Genomic DNA, 18,161 nt, shown 5'->3' on the forward strand with positions numbered 1-18,161 from the left:
TTTATTAATATTGATGAGACAGGTGAAATATGTAGAAATTACAGAATAATGCTAAAAATAACAGAAGTGTAATTATAAAAACAGATGTCTACCAGAAAACTACTACTAAGATTTGCCAAACCTTATCCCGGTTGGATTTTACTGACAATATTATTGGGATTTTCTGGAGCCTTATTTAATGGGATCAGCACAACTTTGATTGTGCCGATAGTTTTAAGGATAGTAGGTCAAGAAATTGATCTAACTAATGCCCCTCCTATCCTCAAATCGATTATGTCTCCTTTTGATCATATCCAGGATAACTATCGGATCTTGGTGATGTCAGGGGCAATTATATTGATGATTTTTTTTAAAAATTTAGCCGCCTATGCTAGTTCTTTAACATCAAGCTCTTTTTCAAGAAAGTTAACTTCAGATATTCGAGAAGATGGATTAAAATTATTGCTGGAAGTTGATCTAGACTACTATGCAAAAATGAGAGTTGGTGATTTATTCAATAGTCTGGGAGGAGAAATTGGACGGGCAGCAAGTGCTATTAGTAATGTCATTCAATTAATTATTACTGTTATTACTATTTTTGTGTTTGTAGGATTGCTGATATCAATTTCTTGGCAATTGACTATTGCATCTACTGTTTTATTATCTTTTGTAACTTTAATTAATCAGTATGCAATTTCCCGTTCTAAAGTATTTGGACAGCAACTCAGTGATATGTCGAGAGTCTATTCAATTGCGGTACTCGAAATATTGAACGGGATGCGGTTAGTCAAAGCTACAGGTAACGAAGACCAAGAATATCACAAAATAAGAAAACTAATTCGCGATCGCGAGAAGGCAGATTTCAAGTCTCAAGCAAATTCCCAATTGATCGCTCCACTGAGTGAGATCATGGGAATTATATCTTTGCTGTTGATTGTATTGTTAAGCAGAATTTTATTCGCCGAGCAAGTTTCTGCGCTCTCAGCCGTACTACTTACCTATCTATTAGTGCTGCTCAGATTATTACCCTTGGTTTCACAGTTGAACGGCATTCGCAATAATTTTGCTAATATTGCGCCTAGTGTAGATATAGTCACTGAGTTTTTGCGCCGTGATAATAAACCCTTTATGGGTAACGGTGGTGTAATCTACAGCAAATTAGAAAAGGGTATAAATTTTAATTCTCTGTCCTTTCAGTACCCAGGACATGAGAAGTTAGTGTTAAAGGATGTCAATTTATTTTTACCTCGTGGTACAACCTTAGCTTTGGTGGGTGGTTCTGGTGCGGGTAAGTCAACCTTAGCCGATCTATTGCCAAGATTTTATGATCCCACATCCGGTAGTATTACAATTGACGGCAGAGATTTGCGTGATTTTGACGTGATATCTTTACGTAAGCGGATGGGAATTGTTAGTCAAGATACCTTTTTGTTTAATGAGTCGGTACGCGATAATATCGCCTATGGACAACCAGAAGCTACAGACAACGAAATTATTACAGCCGCCAAGCGAGCCAATGCCTATGAGTTTATTAGTAAATTACCACAGGAATTTAATACCTTGATTGGCGATCGCGGTGTGATGCTGTCTGGTGGACAAAGACAAAGATTGGCTATAGCCCGCGCCCTACTGCAAAATCCAGAAATTTTGATTTTGGATGAAGCTACCAGTGCTTTAGATACAGTTTCCGAGCGGTTAGTACAAACGGCGTTGGATGAGCTTAGTCGCGATCGCACCACCTTAGTCATTGCTCACCGCCTATCTACAGTCCAAAAAGCTCACCAAATTGCTGTATTAGAGCAAGGACAGGTAGTAGAAGTAGGAACCCATGAACAACTCCTACAAAAAGGTGGTTATTACGCACGTCTTTACTCAATGCAGTTTAGCGATCGTCCTGAATCTTCTACCAAACGCCATCAAAGTTTAATTCGCATTTCTCACGAAATTCGCACACGTCTCAACTCTATGTTGGGGTTGCTGCGTTTACTTATCGACGACATGGCCGATAATTCCCATGAACGCCAAAAACTAATTGAAGAAGCCTACATATCAGCTTATAGAATCTTCAACACTATGGATATTTTAGAAGATGCTATTAATCTGCAAACTTCAGGTAATTTACTATCCGTTGCAGATACTAACAATACTATCTCTAATCAACTCAACGAGATGCAATACATATCTGAAGAATTCTGCCAGAGCCTTAATCCAATTCTGGGATCTCTTCGGTCTTTGGTAGATAATTTAATAGATGACCCTCAAGAAGAAATAAACATCATTGCAGCGTCTTACCAATCTACTACACATCTTATCAATAAACTAGAAAAATTAGAGGATATGATTAAAGTGTAAATGAAAGATTAGTAATAATTAATCACACAATTAATAAATTAGAAAAATGTCTATAAAAACAGTTGGGATGATTAGCAGCTATCCAGGTCTTGAGCAAAGACCTGATTGGTTGTGGCAACAAACTCCTTACCCTTTTGGAGTCTGGGGAAATATCCAGATATACTGCACACACCCAAATCCAGATTTTATATTAATGTATAATTATACCTCTTTTCCTCAACAGCCACAAAAAAAATCATTATTTTGGTGGAATAACCAAAAAGAACAAACATACTACGATCAGGCACGCGAAAACATTAAAAACAAACTCAAAGGATTACCTAAAGAACGGGTAATTTATTTATTGCGAGAACCACCTTTAGAAGAAATTATTCAGTCTAATAAAAGATTTTATCAGGAGGCTCAGGCTTATTGTGGCTATATTTCTGGCCCAGATGATTTTGCGCCCCATCCAAATTATATGCCTGCTATTTGGTATTTTTCTAACTCATTTCGTGATTTAAATGATTTACCACCACCACCCAAAACCGATGTTTGTAGTTGGGTAACTTCTGGCATTAATCGCACTGCTAATCATCGCCAACGTTTAGAGTTTTTAAAACTATTACGAAATAGTGAAATGCACTTTGATTTGTATGGTCGTGACTTACCAGATTGGTCACAAGCAAAAGGGCAGATAGGAAGTAAATGGTATGCGATGGCTCCTTACTACTACAACTTAGCAATTGAGAACTATGCCGAGAATAATTGGTATGTCAGTGAAAAATTATGGGATGCCTTACTAGCGTGGTGTTTACCGATTTATTACGGGGGACCCGCCGCAGATAAATTATTACCTCCCGGCAGTTTTTTGAGGATACCCAGTTTAGATGAAAAAGGATTAGCATATATTCGTGATGTTACCGCTACACTTGATGCTTGGCATGAAGCTAAAGAAGCCATCAAAGAAGCAAGACAAGTAATTTTACACAAGTTAAATTTGCTAGAATGGCTCTCAAATTATGTAAAAGATTATGCTTGAATTTAGCAAACAATTTCGAGTTTTTAGAGGCTTTTAGCTATGAGTGAAGGTATTTATATACTCGCTAATGATGTAGTTCACAACCAGTTAGTAGCACTGCTCAATAGCATAGAAGTTAATGCTGGTAAAAAATACCCAATCTGTATTATTCCTTATGATAATCGATTGCAGTTAGTCAAAGATGAAATCAAGCAGAGGGATAACGTATCTCTATTTCAAGAGACTGATATTTTGACATTATGGGAAGATTTTTCTACTAAAGTCTGGCAAACTCACCCTCAAGCATTCAAAGTGTGGCAAGAGCATGGTGAACCTGGGGTTTATCGAATGGGAATGCACAGAAGATTTTGTGGGTTTGATGGTATTTTTGATAAATTTATTTACTTAGATGCTGATATATTAATACTGAATTCCTTAGATTATATTTTTCAGCAATTAGATAAAAATGAATTTGTTACTTATGATTTTCAATATAAAGATCCAACTCATGTTTATGATGTCAAATCTACTAAATTACTAGATATTTTTACGGCATCTCGGATTGAAGAAGAAATATTTTGTGCGGGTATGTATGGGAGTAAAAGAGGTATTTTTAATGCAGAACGCCGTGAATATTTATTATCACAATTAAATCAGGGGGACGCAGAAATTTTATATATGAACGCCCCCGATCAAACCATTCTCAACTACATGGTGATGCGTTCTGGTATTTCTAGCTATAATTTTGCCCGCCAACTGCCTCAAACCGCAAGAACTGGTTGTTGTGTGACATCTCCTCATTTTCAAACCAAAGATAATGTTTTATATGATAGAGGTAATCGATTAACTTATCTTCATTATATTGGGTTATCATATCGTTTATTTAACAGCATTTGCGATGGGGAAAATATCAATATTCCTTATCGTGATATATTTTTACACTATCGCTATCTTAAAGAACCAGAAAAGCATCCACAATTTACATCTCAGGCAAAACCTTACAAAAAAAATCCTCCCAGTTTAGTTACACGACTTTTTAAAAGATTAGGATTTACAGTATAAATAGTTAGGTTTTGAAGTATCAATATTATTATTAATGTTGGTAGATATATTCGTTCTCATGGGAAAAGTAAAAATCTTATGTTTGGAGTTGTAGTTAATTATTTTGCTAAACCTGATCATCCAACTTCTGTAAAAGAATCGGCTAAATTTGCAGTATCACTGCTAAAAAATTGTCCAGAGGTAAATTCAGTTATATTGGTAGATGGTTCAAGTGAAGCCGATACTGAATTTCAGAATTATTGTGAATCCATAGGTGTGAATTATCAACACGCGGGTAAACAGATGTCATTTGCAGAAGCATATAACTATGGAGTTAATTTGCTATCTGAAGAATGGATTGTCACAATGGCATCTGATATTTATGTTTTTCCTGAAACTTTTACTAACTTTAAAAATTTTATCGAAAAAAATCAAGATTTGCAGATTGGTTGTTTAATTCCCTATTTATCAAGATGTGATTTACCCATTCAAAGAACTGCTCATAATTTCCAAAAATTTAGTTGTTATGCTCCAATTATGAGCTATAACTTAAATGTTTTTCCCAAAGCAGTGTTTCAAAAAATAGGTGGTTTATCAACAAAATATTCTGGTAATTTTAACGATATTGATACCAGTATAAAACTAAAAGAAATGGGTCTCAATATTTTTATGCTAAATTCATATGTTCATCATTATGGACGGTTGACCCTAAGACATGGTAGCAACGTTGATGCACGCGGTGATTGGCAGCAGTTTTATACAGATTATCCAGAGTTGAAATGTAATAGTGACCTTTGGAATATTAGATTAGATAAATTTCTGCGCCATCCGCTCCTAAAAATAGTATTTCTGATGAATTTAAAAGTAAAAAATAAGGATTTGCGGACAAAGATTAATACATGGATATATGAAAATATTTCCAACTATCAAAGAGTTAAATCGTAAATAGGAGTGGATGAGCGAATGAAGCGAGGAATATATATCATTGCTAATGACAAGGTTACAGATCATGCGATCGCTCTACTCAATAGTATCCGCTTGCGTGATCAAGATATACCCATTGCTATGATTCCCTACAATAGCAACTATAGCAATATAGCAGCACTACTGAACCAGCACTATGGTGTACAAATCTATGACAATTTAAATTTTATAGAAGAATTATCTCAAAAAATATTGACAATTTTTGGTGAAAATTTCTTTGCTCGTCCCAATGTATTACGTAAATTGGCTTGTTGGTTTGGTCAGTTTGATGAATTTTTATACATTGATACTGATGTAGTTGTATTTGAAAAAATCACCAATAATTTTCAATATTTTAATGAATATGATTTTATCTGCTGTGATTATCAACATCTAGGTGGTATTAAAAATGTTTTTACTCAAAAAGTATTAGAAGATAAAATATTTAGTCAGGCTGCTATGGAAGATGTTTTTAATAGCGGTTTTTGGGGTTCTAAGAAAAATTTATTTTCGGAAAATGATTTGTATGAAACATTAGGTGAATGTGCCGCCCATCCAGAATACTTGGACTTTTCAGAAAAAACTTCTGACCAACCAATAATCAATTATATATTACTTAAGCAAATTCCTCGTCGTTTCAATATTATTCGTCGAGAGGGCAAAGCCCCAGGAAATTGGGCAGGCTCAACCCATTTTCAATCCCAAGACAAGATATTATTTGACCCCTTAGTCAATCAACCCCTGCAATATCTCCATTGGGCAGGTATTCGCATTCAACCAGGTTGTCCCTACTGGGAAATTTGGCAATACTACCGTAATCTTAATTCTGCATTACCTACCGCAAATATACCAGCACCTGTAAAACCAAACCAGTGGCAGCAGACACTAAGTAATATCAAACAGCAATTACGGCAATTCAAAATTTAATGAAACCCCCTGGAGTTTTATAGCAAGTAGTAAGACTCCAAAGGGTTTATAAGGAAAATTTATGATTAATCTCAAGAATCTAAATCAAGAGATTGCATTCCTTGGCGTTCTGCAAAAGTCAACATACTATCCAATTGCAACCAAACTAACAAGCAAGTCAAAATACTCAGTGGTAAACCAACTCCTAAAGCCAGTAAGGAAGGGAAGCCGAAGATTTCTAATCCTGAAGCCATAAATAAACAAATTCCACCAGTAATTCCCAGGAAAGGGACGGATAATCGTTGTTTAAATGAAGAATTAGATAAGGAGTTTTCCGTACTATTTTTTTGCCATTTTTGGACAATTGATTTCAGTGTGCCAGATAAAGCTGCACCAGAAGTTATGGCTATAAACAAGCCAACAAATAGGAGAAAATATGGCGGTTGCAAAGGGTAATAGTACATGAAAACTCCCAATAATTAAAAAATGAATGATTTAAGTGAGTTGGTAAAAACTTTGATTGTTACTGTTGATTTTTTGATGCGCTGTCATCAAAAAATACTAAAGATGTAGCTTTTGGTAGGATAGCAGCTACTCCTTCCCTAGATAAATCAGCTAGTAAATCCATTGCTACATCTAACAGACGATTGGGTTGGAGATCATCTTTCACTAGCAACCACAAACGTTGGACTTCCTCTGTGTGGAGGCGATCATCTTCTGTCAGGGCTAGTACCAACTGTCTACGCAAAAATTTACCTTCATCAGATAGGAGATATTGCAACCCCATTCTGGCTGTAGGTAACACATCAAAATTACCATCGGTGCGAGCGATCGCAATCAAATTCTCCAAACGCTGCCACTGAAATTTACCATCTTTAAATAAGATATTCAGTAATCGCCGCCGTAGTTGGGGAGATTCTCCTGTCAACAATCGCCTCGCCACGTATGGATAACTCACCTCGACAATTTTGAAATTAGGATTGAGACTCAAAGCAATCCCTTCCTGCGTCACCAGAGAACGAATAATTAAAGCAAACTTGGCAGGAACGCGAAATGGATATTCATACATCAGTTCTGAAAACTGATCGGTGATGGTTTTAAAGTTAAAGTCCCCGACATTTTTCCCAATGGCATTGCCTAAAACCGCCTCTAATGCTGGGACGATGGGGGCAATATTAGTATTTGGAGTTAAGAAACCAAGATTGACAAAATCGGTGGCTAAATCGGTGTAGTCTTTATTCACCAGATGCACCAAAGCATCTACTAGAGTTTCTTTGGTTTTTTCTTCCAACTGATCCATCATGCCAAAGTCAATGTAAGCCATGCGACCATCAGGCATAGCAAATAAATTCCCAGGATGGGGATCAGCGTGAAAGAAACCGTACTCTAATAACTGTTGTAAGCCAGAGGTGACACCAATGCGGATGATGGCTTCAGGATCTAAACCTGCTTCTCGAATCCGTTTGGTGTCGGTAAGTTTGAAGCCGTTAATCCACTCCAGAGTTAAAACCCGGCTACTGGTAAATCGCCAATAAATACTGGGGACTTTGACTTGGAGATCATTCCGGAAGTTGTGAGCAAATTTTTCGGCGTTACGACCTTCATTGAGGTAGTCAATTTCTTCAAATAACTTGCTGCCAAATTCATCCACAATCAAAGTGAGATCATGACCGAGATTTAAAGGTAGCCAAGGTGCTAGCCAAGAAGCAGCCCATCGCATTAAATACAAATCGAGGCTGAGAACTGGGCGTAAGTAGGGGCGTTGTACTTTGACTGCCACTTCTTCCCCAGTCAGCAAACGACCCCGATAGACTTGACCTAAACTAGCCGCCGCCACTGGGGCAGGCGACAGCTCACTAAAAATCTCGGAAACTGACTTATCTAACTCAGTTTCAATAATTTGATAGGCGATCGCATTATCAAACGCGGGTAATTGGTCTTGCAGTTTGATCAGTTCGTCTAAGAAATCTTTGCGGATTAAGTCAGGGCGAGTTGAAAGGGCTTGACCGACTTTAATAAATGTCGGCCCTAGCTTGGTGAGCAACTCTCGTAACTGGGTAGCGCGTTTTTCTCGGTTCTGCTCGACCCGATTTTGCCATTCATCCCACTTCAGACCGAAAACGAATACAGCAAAAGACCAAGCTATTGTTATTAATCGCCCCCAAACCTGCCAAGGGCGATAGCGATAGTAACGAGCGATCGTGTCTGGATTGTAGCGTCTTAGCTGACCAGGTTGATACTGACCCACGCCTTTGTTTGCCTCTTCTACTACTGGAAAATTTACAATTTCGTTTGTTTTTGGAACCGCAAGCTATTAAACAGCCGAGGATATCAATAATTTTTTATAAAAAAACATATAGGTACTTGAACAGCAGTTTGGCTGGTTGAGCCTATTTCTACCGCTCAAATCTTTTGTATCTTTCTTCTTAATTATACTTTATAAAAGTACAGCAATTTTTGTTGCTTGTTAGTTACCAAACGGAAATGGGAACTGTATGTTTGTTCCTATAATGTCGTAATGATTACAGGCTAGATTCATGTATTTTCTTTCAAAATTCAATAAACATAAGTGGCGGCTAAGTATAATTACTTGTATCATTGGTATGATACTTACAGTTGTGCTTAGTCAGCCAGCAATACCTAATCAACCCACCACACGGGATAAATTTCTTTGGCCGTTTTCATCCACATCAATTTGGAATATGCCCATTGGCTCAGGTGCGCGTTATGTACGGGCCAATATTCAAAAAGCTGGCAGAATTAGACCGGATCACGAATATTTTTACAAAATAAAAGCCACTGACCCCAACCGTCCTGTTTATGCTCCAGGTAGCTGGACTAATCGATGTTCAGGTACTAGGTTTATGAATTTATTCTTACCTATTCCTGATGATTTGATTGTTCCCGACGCTACAATCAAGCCATATAATACTCCGAACAATGCTTCTGCTTTTCTCATGCCAGATGGGAAAACGTTGGTACAGCTAGAGCCGTTAGCTCGTTGTACTAAAGGAGGATCTATATATGGTTGGCGCTATTATCCCAACATCGATATTTATGGTGAGGGAATAGGTGGAGCGCATTTTGGATCAGGACTGTCTTCTATTGGTGGCTCTATTCGCAAGGGTGAACTCACAGGTAGTCAGCCAATTCGTCACGCGATCAAGTTGTTAATATGGGGCAAAAAATATCTTTATTATTCTCCAACTATTCCTGGGTATCGCTGGCCAGCAGACAGATCTGATAAAGATGCAGCAACTAATTATGGTGGTACAAACCCAGCTTTGGTGCAAGGATCACTCTTGGCAATTCTTCCATCTGCAACTGAAGCCAGTCTGCAATTAAAAACACCAGCTGGGAAGAAGTTGTTTCATGCGCTGCAAGATTACGGTGGTTATATAGTTGATGGTGCAGGATGGGACGCGCATTATATAGCTATGGAAAAGGGAGTTAGTGATGAGTTTCGTCAAACTTACGGTTATAACTTTGGTGCCTCAGACGGAGTATTTTACGAAGATGTGACGAAACTGTTTCAATCTCTTTACATTGTTGATAACAATAGCCCAAATAGCATTGGCGGAGGTGGAAGTAAAAGACGCGCTCCTCTAGCTCCGCCGATTGGTAATTGAGTCATGGGACATGGAGCAGGGGGTATTGGATTTTTCCCCTCTGCTCCCCTGCTTCTTCCTAGTTTCCTGTTTAATTTTTAACAGTTTGTGATTTAGCTTCTAAATTCTCCAAACGGCTTTTGAGTTCTTGATTTTGTTGTTTGAGTTGGTCAAGTTCCTCACGCAACTGACGTAGGGCTGTTTCTGTACCTAAGTTTTTCTGAACTTTGGTCATTTGTTCTTCCGCATAGCGAGACACACGCCCATCGGCTGTTTGATCAGCTAGCGATCGCAACACTCCTAATGCTTTGGGTGTCTCCATCTGCCCCAAAGCTGCAACTACTGCCATTTGGGTGAGAAAGAAGGTTTCTTTGGCAAGTTCTGAGAGTTTTTCTATTACCCGTTCTAAATTCGCCGGACTTTGACCTCCAGAAATCTTACCTAATGCCCGAATTGCTGCTAAACGCAATGGTTGGGGTACACCATTTTTGGTGTATTCCAGTAATAAATCTAGGGCGGCTTCTGAAGTTTTGAGTTCCGCTAAACCGCCAATTGCGCCACTGCGGACGACTTCGTTCCAACCTGCTTTTGCTTCTAAAACAGATTGCAGTAACTTGATTACCTTTTCGGCTTTGGGTTTTTCATCTAAATTGGCAGTGGCGATCGCACCTAATGTGCGACAAGCGGCGGCTTCTACGTAGTAACTGCGATCGCCATTTTTCACAACATTTTTCACAGCTTTATAACTAGCACGGGTTTTAATTTGTCCTAGTGCTGCCAATACAGCCCGCCGCACGTAAGCATTCTCATCTTCTAAGCCCTGCACTAATCCCTCAAAGGCTTGGTCTAACTTAATTTCCGCCAATTGATGCGCTATTTCTACCCGCACTCCCCAAAATGGTTCATTTGTCAAGGCTGTGCTTAAGGCTTTGGTAGCTTCTAGTCCGCCTTTTTTCGCCAAGGCTGTGGCTGCATAAATCCGCGAAATGGGGTCAGGGTCAGATACTAACTGCGCTTTTAATTCTGGTATGGGGTACTCCAAAGATACGGTTTTAAGAAAATTATTCCCCACATCAAAGCTGATAAAATCTGGTTTCTCGGCTAGGGGAAAGTAAAAACTCTGTTCCCGTTCATGGACACGCACTGAGAAAGTTTGCAGTTGTGGGGTTTTCCCTGTTGGAGTATAGCCAAAACCAATGGGAATTTTCAGGTCAAATAAATCTTTACTGTGATTGTCTGCTGCTTGGGTTTGAGTGACTGTGACTTTTGCTAACTTCGCTTCACCATCCCAAGTGTAAGCCACTTTAAAATCAGGATGGCCACCACGAAAAACATATTGATCAAACAAGAAAGCCAGATTGCGACCAGTGGCTTTTTCTATAGCTCGTAGTAAGTCAATAGTTTCCACTGTTTGGTGAGCATGATTCTGAACAAAGGTTTGAATTGCTGGCCAAAACAATTCTTCACCCAGTTCCGCCCGAATCATGTGATACACACAAGACCCTTTTTCGTAGATGTGGCGGTCATAAAGTTCAATGGCGGCGCGGTAAATGTGCGTTACCATCGGGCGACGATAACGGCTGCTATCTTCACTCAGGTAACTACGGGCTTCTAATAATCGATAGTATGCCGCTTCTTCTTGGCCATACTCCTGTTCTGTCCACATGACTTCGGAATAAGAAGCCATCCCTTCCTTAATCCAAGCATGAGACCAATGTTTGATCACTAATAAATCACCAAACCATTGGTGTGCTAGTTCGTGAACTACTAGGCTTTCAGGGTTGCGGTTATCTAAAATAGCGCGTTCGTCTAGTAGACATCGGTCGGTTAACAGGGTAGTAGAAGTGTTTTCCATCCCCCCAAAGATAAAGTCGCTGACGCAAACTTGGGCATATTTGGGAAACGGGTAAGCATAACCATATTTGGCGCTTAAAAACTCAATCATGCGGGGAGTTTTACCCATGGTGCGTTGAGCATCGGCTTCTCGCCCCTTTTCTACGTAGTAGGTAACAGGTTTACCTTGCCACTCATCCCGAATTTCCGCAAAATCACCGACAGCGAGGGTCATTAAGTAGGTAGGATGAACCTGTTGCTGTGACCAATGGTAGATTTTGTCATCACCATCTTCTCTAGTTTCAATCAGTTCACCGTTGGAGATGGCGATGAAATTTTTAGGCACACGGACACGAATTTCGGAAGTAGATAATTGTCCGGGGTAGTCGAAGCAGGGGAACCAGAAGCGGGAGTCTTCATCTTCTCCCTGAGTCCAGACTTGGATGGGCTTGTGGGGGTAGTGTGAATCTGGTTGAATAAAGTAAATGCCCCGTTGGGGTTTTTCTACGGAGTAGGCGATCGCAATTAATAACCGTTTCCCCACTTGGGTAGGTTGAGATAACTCGATAGTCAGCTGCTCACCATCGTAATCAAAGTTCTGTGCTACTTCATCTACCTGTACAGATTGGATATTCAAGTTAACCGCGTCTAGAGTCAAGCGGTCAATATCGTTACGAATTGGTGACAGCCGAATACTACAACTACCGTGGTAACTTTGACAGGGAATATCTAAATTCAGGTCGAGAAAAATATGTTCTACCTGCCCTGGGCGATCGGGGTTGTAGTGGGGTTTAGCCCCAGGTAATTCAAAAGATTTACGTCCGTTATTTTCTGTATCAAAAGAATAAGAGTGAGGCATTGATGCTGACTGACCTTTTATACTGAGAATTCTAGTGAAATATATTTTTCAAAAATATATCGCTTATTTGTTGTGTGCAATACACCAGGGTATGGAAAACAGACGCTGATGCTATGGGGTTTCTCGTTTTAGTGAGGTAAATCTCGTTGAGTTCAGAGGCTAGAATGTACCTCTTGTGATTGGGAACTGCTATAAAACCCGTTGAATATCAGTTTTCCCTGACAATTGTGCCTATTTTGCTGATGCAAGTGTCATAAATTTCTCGTTGGGGTAGTCAATAGTCCATAGTTAAAAGCAATAGCTCATCATCCTTAAGCATTTGTATTCTTGTGTTAGTCCTAATAGCTTAGGATAGCTTGTCAGTTTCCACCAAGCTATTTTTTTTGATTTCCAGTATGTCGTTTACGGATTCACTCTAGACACTTTTGAAGTATTTTTTGGAGTAATTGTCTACTGATCGTGCGGAAATTGCATATTTTTACAAATTAACCGTGAAAAATCAGTAGATATAGGGAATAATTCCGAAAACTCTACAATGACGTTTTGACTAACCTCAGTCACAATTTGAGGAAAAGAGGATAACAACAATGCCTGAAACTAAGTCGAAGTTTTTAATTCCTGCGGTGGGTGCTGCTGTAGTTGTAGCAGGAAGTGTAGCTGCCTATATGTATTTCAAAGGCCCGGCTGGAGACGGTTCAGGCGCTTTAGGTAGTGCTAAATTCGTCCCTTCATCGGCATTAATGGCTACCTATATTACCACTGATCCCCAAGCATGGACTAAGTTGCAGCAATTCGGCACACCAGAAGCCCAAAAGTTAGTCACCAAAGGGCTGGAGGATTTTAATAAAGAGTTTTTCACTGACAGTAACATTTCTTATGAAAAAGATATTAAACCTTGGATCGGTGGGGTAATGATGGCTGTCTTACCGCCAAACCCCACTAAACCTGCTCAATTTAATGTGGGCGTGCCAGAAGCACAAACACCAATTAAGTTACAGCAGGAACCACAAATATTAATGGTAGTTGGAATTAAAGATAAACTTAGTGCTTTAAATTTTGCTAATAAATTAAAGGGACAAAAAGGGGTTAAAACTAAAGAAACTGACTATAAAGGTGAAAAAATTACAGAAACTGCTCAAGAAAATGGTAAGGCTACATACAGTGCCGTTTTAAATAATAGCTATATAGTATTTTCTCCTGAAAAACCAGCTGTTGAAAAATCAATTGACACCTTTAAAGGGCAACCTTCCTTTGTGAATAAAGAAGGTGCTAGCAGCATTCTGGCTAAAGGGATAGATGTGAAAAATTCCCTTGCCCAAGTTTATATTCCTGATTATCCGGGCATGATACAGCAAATTGTTGCTGCCAATCCCCAGTCCACCCAGTTGACACCGCAAACATTAAAACAGCTGCAACAGGTAAAATCAATGGTGGCTGCCGTGGGTGTGGATGATGCTGGGGTAAGATTAAAAGCGATCGCTAATTTAGATCCCCAACTCAACAAATTTCAATATCAAAATTCTCCCTCGAAGATAGTCGGGCAATTTCCCACAGATACTTTTGCTTTGATTAGTGGCCAGGGAATCAGTCAAAGTTGGTCAACACTGGTAGAACAATCTCAAGAATATCCAGAATTTAATCAAGCTTTAGAACAAGCACGGGGACAACTGAAATTAGTCGATATCGACCTAGATAAAGAAATTTTTGGCTGGATGAATGGAGAATTTGCCTTGGCTGCCATCCCCTCTAATCAAGGTATATTGGCAAGTATAGGTTTTGGGGGAGCAATGGTGTTTGATACGAGCGATCGCAAAACCGCAGAAGCAACCTTAGCTAAACTGGATAATCTCGCCAAAACTCAAACCATTAATGTCACCACCAGAAATATTGGTGGTAAAGACATCACAGAATGGCAAATACCCCAACAAGGTGCTTTATTTGCCCACGGTTGGTTAGATCAAGACACTGTATTTTTAGCTGTTGGCGGCCCTGTTGCGGAAGCACTGGCAAATAATCAAAATCAATCCCTAGAAAGCAGCGACTCCTTTAAAACCATCACTGGTTCCTTACAAAAACCCAATGGTGGTTATTTCTACCTGGATATGGACAAAACCATGACTTTAGTTAATCGTTTTGCTGCCCAAGCTCAACCCATACCCCCAGAAGCAAATGCCATTCTGAGTTCTATTCGCGGTTTGGGTGTTACTGCTACCAGTCCCGATAAATCGACAAGTCAATTGGAGATGTTATTAGCTCTTAAACCTAGCACTGCAAAATAGTGTTCAACACTGCTGTAATTTGGCAGTCAATACTTACTACAGACAGACTACAGCGATCGCCAACACCGTTAGAGGTGATCGCCTGATATGGCTTTGAGTTTTGAGGTAAAGGATTCTGAGCGATCACTACTGGCTGGGGTAAACTGCCCAATGGGTGGATGATTAACGGATATGGGTAAATTATTTGTCTGTTGGCTGGGTTGAGGAGGTTCTGGTGGATTGAACTGTGATTTCATGGTGGAAACCCCAAAACCCACGCCAGAAGATACCAATATTTTTTCTGCTGGCTGGGTTACTTCTTGACTCACAGATTCCTGCTGCTGGACATTAATCAACTGGAGGGATTCTTCTTGATTAATGTGATCTGGTAAAGCTGGAGTTACTTCAGCTTCCCGATGAGCAATATTGATTTTCTCCAAGACAATTGGTTGATGGATAAAGGGTAGGGCTGTGGGATTGGCATCAATTAAACTTTCCGGGAATTTGCTACAAATTAGACGCTCAAATTCCATATTGAAATGATAGATGGCCTGACCCCGGCGTTGCCAAAATGCCAAGATTTGCTGTACGGAAATACCTTTATAGCGCCCTTGATAAAGGGCTTCAATCACAGCTAGATGCAACCAATCAGGTGGGTATTGTTTTTGCCAACGATGAATTAGCTCACTGGCACTATAGCCACTGAGGTCGAAACTATAGTGAATTAGCAGGGAGTTTGCCAATTTGGCACAGGTTTGGGGTACTGATTTTGACATGGGACTTTTGGCGGCTGGCAAGAGGTATAAACTATTTACCCTTCGGACATGGCCTAGCTTGTTGTTAACTGTAGGATTTGTTACCAAGAGTTGTCAAAGTAATAAGCAGTGTTTTTCATTTTACTTGGTCAACTGCCAGGTGTCGAAATAATATATGGGGAATTAATACTTGGCGCTCGTTGCATGGCTACTAAGGCTTGATAGACCATTGCTGCGACTTCTGCCCGTGTTGCCTCCCGTGTGGGTATTAGCTGTTTGGGGTCGGGATAGTTGACAACTATTTTTTGTTGTGTAGCTGTTGCCACTGCCTTACGGGCATATTCAGGGATGGTATTACTGTCAGTGTAGGTGAGTAAGCTATTGCTATCAACTGCCGGTAGAGCTAGTCCATTGACTAGAGAAACAATTACCTGTAGTCTCTGGACATTTTGGTGTGGGCGGAAAGTGCGATCGCTAAAGCCACTGACAAAGCCACCAGCCGCCGCGATTTGTAAAGCTTGATAAGCCCAGAAATCCTTGGGTACGTCGGTAAAATCGGTGGCAGGTCGTCTGGGAGGAGGATTAAAGGCCACAGCCACCATTGCGGCATACTGGGCGCGAGTCATGGGTTTATTGGGCTGATAGCTACCATCAGCAAAACCATGGGTGATCCCCATGCTAGCTAACCCGCGAATAAAGGTTTCTGCCCAGTGTCCGGCTAAGTCGGTGAAGGAAGGAATATCAACTTCGGGGCTAACAATATAAGGAGAAGCGATCGCTTGTGCTTGTCCACTAGCTACCAAGGCTTGATAAATTAAAGTTGCCACCTCAGCGCGGGTGATATCTCGCAGGGGTTCTATCTCGTCAGTGTGGGGATAGTTGACAACCAGCTGGTTTTGGGTGGCTGTGGCTACAGGATTAGTAGCGTAACTGGGAATTTGGGCGCGATCGCGGTATATATTTAACGCATTGGGACTACCGCCACTCAGTTTTAAGCCATTCACAACGGAAACTATAGCTTGCACCTTAGTTAAATTTTGCCCTGGTCGAAATGTAGCATCAGGGAAGCCACTGATAAATCCCATCTGTGCCGCCTGATTAATCGCTGATGCCGCCCAAAAATCTGATTTGACATCCTTAAATTGCGTTGGCTGATGATTAGTAGGCAAATTAAAAGCCTTAGCAATCACCGCCGCATACTGGGCGCGGGTGATGGGTGCATTGGGGGCAAAAGTCCCATCAGGAAAGCCGCTAATGATGCCTTTGTTGATTAAAGCTTCCACAAAAGCCCCTGCCCAATGTCCTGCTAAGTCAATAAATCTTGTATTAGCTAACTGTGCCGGATTATCTGTGATTGCCGCCAGAAAATCAACCAATCCCTTGACTTGGGTGGGATTTAACTGATTGCCTACAGAAATCAACGGCTGTGTTGTGGTGTTTTGTAAATCAAATACGCCATTGTTGCTGAAAATATTCCCAGCCGCATCTTGAGAACTACCCAAATCCGGGATAGCATTTTCGTTAACTAACAAACCACCTTGGGTATTTTTGGTGATGAGATTTTGACGCAGTACCGGACGGGCATTTCGAGAAAGAGCGATCGCTGTCCGATTTTCAGATAATTTATTATTGGCAACTAGAGGCGCAGCAAAATCACTAATGGCTATGCCCAAGGGGTTGTTTTGCCAAACATTCCGCAGCACTTCCCCCTTACTATTGCGTGCCATGAACAAACCACTGGCAGCATTCTGCACAAATACATTATCGATAATAGTAGGTTTAGCAGTGCCGCTAGTAAATACACCTTCTCGACCGCATTTAGTTAAAGTATTGTTGGCTAGATTGGGCGCTGTAGATTCAATCCAGATACCAGTACCTTTAGCTACGGGATTGGTGACAGTCACACCCCTGAGACTGGCATTATTTAATAACAGTATGGTGACATTCTGCACCCCAAAACTAGGGCTTTTATACTCCCCACTCCCAGAAATCACAATCCCAGCGCCTTTGTTAGCTTCGTTACCTACAACAGTCACCCCCTGGGGAATCACTAGGGGAAAAACTTCCCCACTACTGGCGCTGTAAGTTCCAGGGGCAAGTTGAATAATTGCAGGCGGACTCACTTTTAAAGCACGGGTGATGGTTTTCCACGGACTTGGCCGAGAACCTATATTAGTATCGTTCCCTGTAACGGGGTTGACATAGACTATGGCAACGGGAGTAGTGTTCACCATTGATTGTTAAGCAGCAATTGTCTAAATTACGACCATCATAAACAACACTACGTTATATAGGAATCCGCTTTGATTTTTGTATCCCTTACGGGAGGCGTAGCCAAATTATCTGCGTAGGTAGGGAGTAGGAAAAAACACTTTTCAAGTCTAGAGTGCATGGTTTCACTTTTGCTAGTCTCTTCTCTATTATCTTTAGGTTGGGTTGAGGGAAGGAAAACCAACATTAGATTTTCTGCGCTGAGAGTGATGTCTTTTTTGTTTCACGCATACCGCAAGTGGAACCCGCAGGGTAGGCGCAAAGAGAAGATATTAAAAGTTTAGGAGTCAAAAAGGCGCGTCAGTAGAAGGGCTAAATCCTAATTTCTCCTAGTTT

At 40.4% G+C, this 18,161-nt stretch carries 12 protein-coding genes; 7 read left to right on the forward strand and 5 right to left on the reverse strand.

The genetic code is table 11. The features are described from left to right. Positions 1-84 precede the first annotated feature (84 nt). The 5 genes from NOS7524_RS10825 (at position 85) to NOS7524_RS10845 (ending at position 6,262) form a co-directional block, all read left to right on the forward strand. Positions 85-2,331 carry an ATP-binding cassette domain-containing protein gene (locus NOS7524_RS10825; RefSeq protein WP_015138523.1) on the forward strand — a complete coding sequence of 749 codons (2,247 nt, stop codon included), beginning with the start codon at positions 85-87 and terminating at the stop codon, positions 2,329-2,331. 46 nt (positions 2,332-2,377) lie between these two features. Next, positions 2,378-3,352, forward strand: a complete 975-nt coding sequence (locus tag NOS7524_RS10830) for a glycosyltransferase family 10 domain-containing protein (protein ID WP_015138524.1) — start codon at positions 2,378-2,380, stop codon at positions 3,350-3,352. Positions 3,353-3,391: 39 nt separating this feature from the next. Then, entirely contained in the window at positions 3,392-4,393 is a 1,002-nt protein-coding gene (locus tag NOS7524_RS10835; protein ID WP_015138525.1) for an Npun_R2821/Npun_R2822 family protein, read from the forward strand. 78 nt (positions 4,394-4,471) lie between these two features. Further along, positions 4,472-5,317, forward strand: coding sequence for a glycosyltransferase family 2 protein (locus tag NOS7524_RS10840; protein ID WP_015138526.1), 846 nt, complete (start codon positions 4,472-4,474; stop codon positions 5,315-5,317). Positions 5,318-5,335: 18 nt separating this feature from the next. Then, positions 5,336-6,262: an Npun_R2821/Npun_R2822 family protein gene (locus NOS7524_RS10845; protein ID WP_015138527.1), complete on the forward strand. Its 927-nt coding sequence runs from the start codon at positions 5,336-5,338 to the stop codon at positions 6,260-6,262. A 71-nt stretch (positions 6,263-6,333) separates the two neighbouring features. Here NOS7524_RS10845 and NOS7524_RS10850 read toward each other — a convergent pair whose 3' ends face one another. Together NOS7524_RS10850 and NOS7524_RS10855 are read right to left on the reverse strand one after the other, a co-directional pair. Further along, on the reverse strand, positions 6,334-6,705 hold the full coding sequence (locus NOS7524_RS10850) for a hypothetical protein (protein ID WP_015138528.1): 372 nt from the start codon (positions 6,703-6,705) through the stop codon (positions 6,334-6,336). A 59-nt stretch (positions 6,706-6,764) separates the two neighbouring features. Further along, positions 6,765-8,489 carry an ABC1 kinase family protein gene (locus NOS7524_RS10855; RefSeq protein ID WP_015138529.1) on the reverse strand — a complete coding sequence of 575 codons (1,725 nt, stop codon included), beginning with the start codon at positions 8,487-8,489 and terminating at the stop codon, positions 6,765-6,767. A 355-nt stretch (positions 8,490-8,844) separates the two neighbouring features. On the opposite strand from NOS7524_RS10855, the gene NOS7524_RS10860 reads away from it, so the two are divergent. Then, entirely contained in the window at positions 8,845-9,870 is a 1,026-nt protein-coding gene (locus NOS7524_RS10860; RefSeq protein WP_235622422.1) for a hypothetical protein, read from the forward strand. A gap of 70 nt (positions 9,871-9,940) precedes the next feature. Here NOS7524_RS10860 and NOS7524_RS10865 read toward each other — a convergent pair whose 3' ends face one another. Next, positions 9,941-12,541, reverse strand: a complete 2,601-nt coding sequence (locus NOS7524_RS10865; RefSeq protein ID WP_015138531.1) for a M1 family metallopeptidase — start codon at positions 12,539-12,541, stop codon at positions 9,941-9,943. A gap of 587 nt (positions 12,542-13,128) precedes the next feature. Between NOS7524_RS10865 and NOS7524_RS10870 the strand changes: the two genes are divergently transcribed. Beyond that, on the forward strand, positions 13,129-14,820 hold the full coding sequence (locus NOS7524_RS10870; protein ID WP_015138532.1) for a DUF3352 domain-containing protein: 1,692 nt from the start codon (positions 13,129-13,131) through the stop codon (positions 14,818-14,820). 68 nt (positions 14,821-14,888) lie between these two features. Here NOS7524_RS10870 and NOS7524_RS10875 read toward each other — a convergent pair whose 3' ends face one another. Next, on the reverse strand, positions 14,889-15,575 hold the full coding sequence (locus NOS7524_RS10875; protein ID WP_015138533.1) for a hypothetical protein: 687 nt from the start codon (positions 15,573-15,575) through the stop codon (positions 14,889-14,891). Between the two features lie 128 nt (positions 15,576-15,703). Continuing rightward, complete coding sequence (locus tag NOS7524_RS10880; protein ID WP_015138534.1) at positions 15,704-17,788, reverse strand: DUF1565 domain-containing protein; 2,085 nt, start codon at positions 17,786-17,788, stop codon at positions 15,704-15,706. Positions 17,789-18,161 lie beyond the last annotated feature (373 nt).

It is taken from the genome of Nostoc sp. PCC 7524 (assembly GCF_000316645.1).
Classification (GTDB): domain Bacteria; phylum Cyanobacteriota; class Cyanobacteriia; order Cyanobacteriales; family Nostocaceae; genus Trichormus.

Bases quoted from the DNA above. Each gene is read 5' to 3' on its own strand.
- NOS7524_RS10825 (WP_015138523.1), top strand. From the start codon at position 85: ATGTCTACCAGAAAACTACTACTAAGATTTGCCAAACCTTATCCCGGT.
- NOS7524_RS10830 (WP_015138524.1), top strand. From the start codon at position 2,378: ATGTCTATAAAAACAGTTGGGATGATTAGCAGCTATCCAGGTCTTGAG.
- NOS7524_RS10835 (WP_015138525.1), top strand. From the start codon at position 3,392: ATGAGTGAAGGTATTTATATACTCGCTAATGATGTAGTTCACAACCAG.
- NOS7524_RS10840 (WP_015138526.1), top strand. From the start codon at position 4,472: ATGTTTGGAGTTGTAGTTAATTATTTTGCTAAACCTGATCATCCAACT.
- NOS7524_RS10845 (WP_015138527.1), top strand. From the start codon at position 5,336: ATGAAGCGAGGAATATATATCATTGCTAATGACAAGGTTACAGATCAT.
- NOS7524_RS10850 (WP_015138528.1), bottom strand. From the start codon at position 6,705: ATGTACTATTACCCTTTGCAACCGCCATATTTTCTCCTATTTGTTGGC.
- NOS7524_RS10860 (WP_235622422.1), top strand. From the start codon at position 8,845: ATGATACTTACAGTTGTGCTTAGTCAGCCAGCAATACCTAATCAACCC.
- NOS7524_RS10865 (WP_015138531.1), bottom strand. From the start codon at position 12,541: ATGCCTCACTCTTATTCTTTTGATACAGAAAATAACGGACGTAAATCT.
- NOS7524_RS10870 (WP_015138532.1), top strand. From the start codon at position 13,129: ATGCCTGAAACTAAGTCGAAGTTTTTAATTCCTGCGGTGGGTGCTGCT.
- NOS7524_RS10875 (WP_015138533.1), bottom strand. From the start codon at position 15,575: ATGTCAAAATCAGTACCCCAAACCTGTGCCAAATTGGCAAACTCCCTG.
- NOS7524_RS10880 (WP_015138534.1), bottom strand. From the start codon at position 17,788: ATGGTGAACACTACTCCCGTTGCCATAGTCTATGTCAACCCCGTTACA.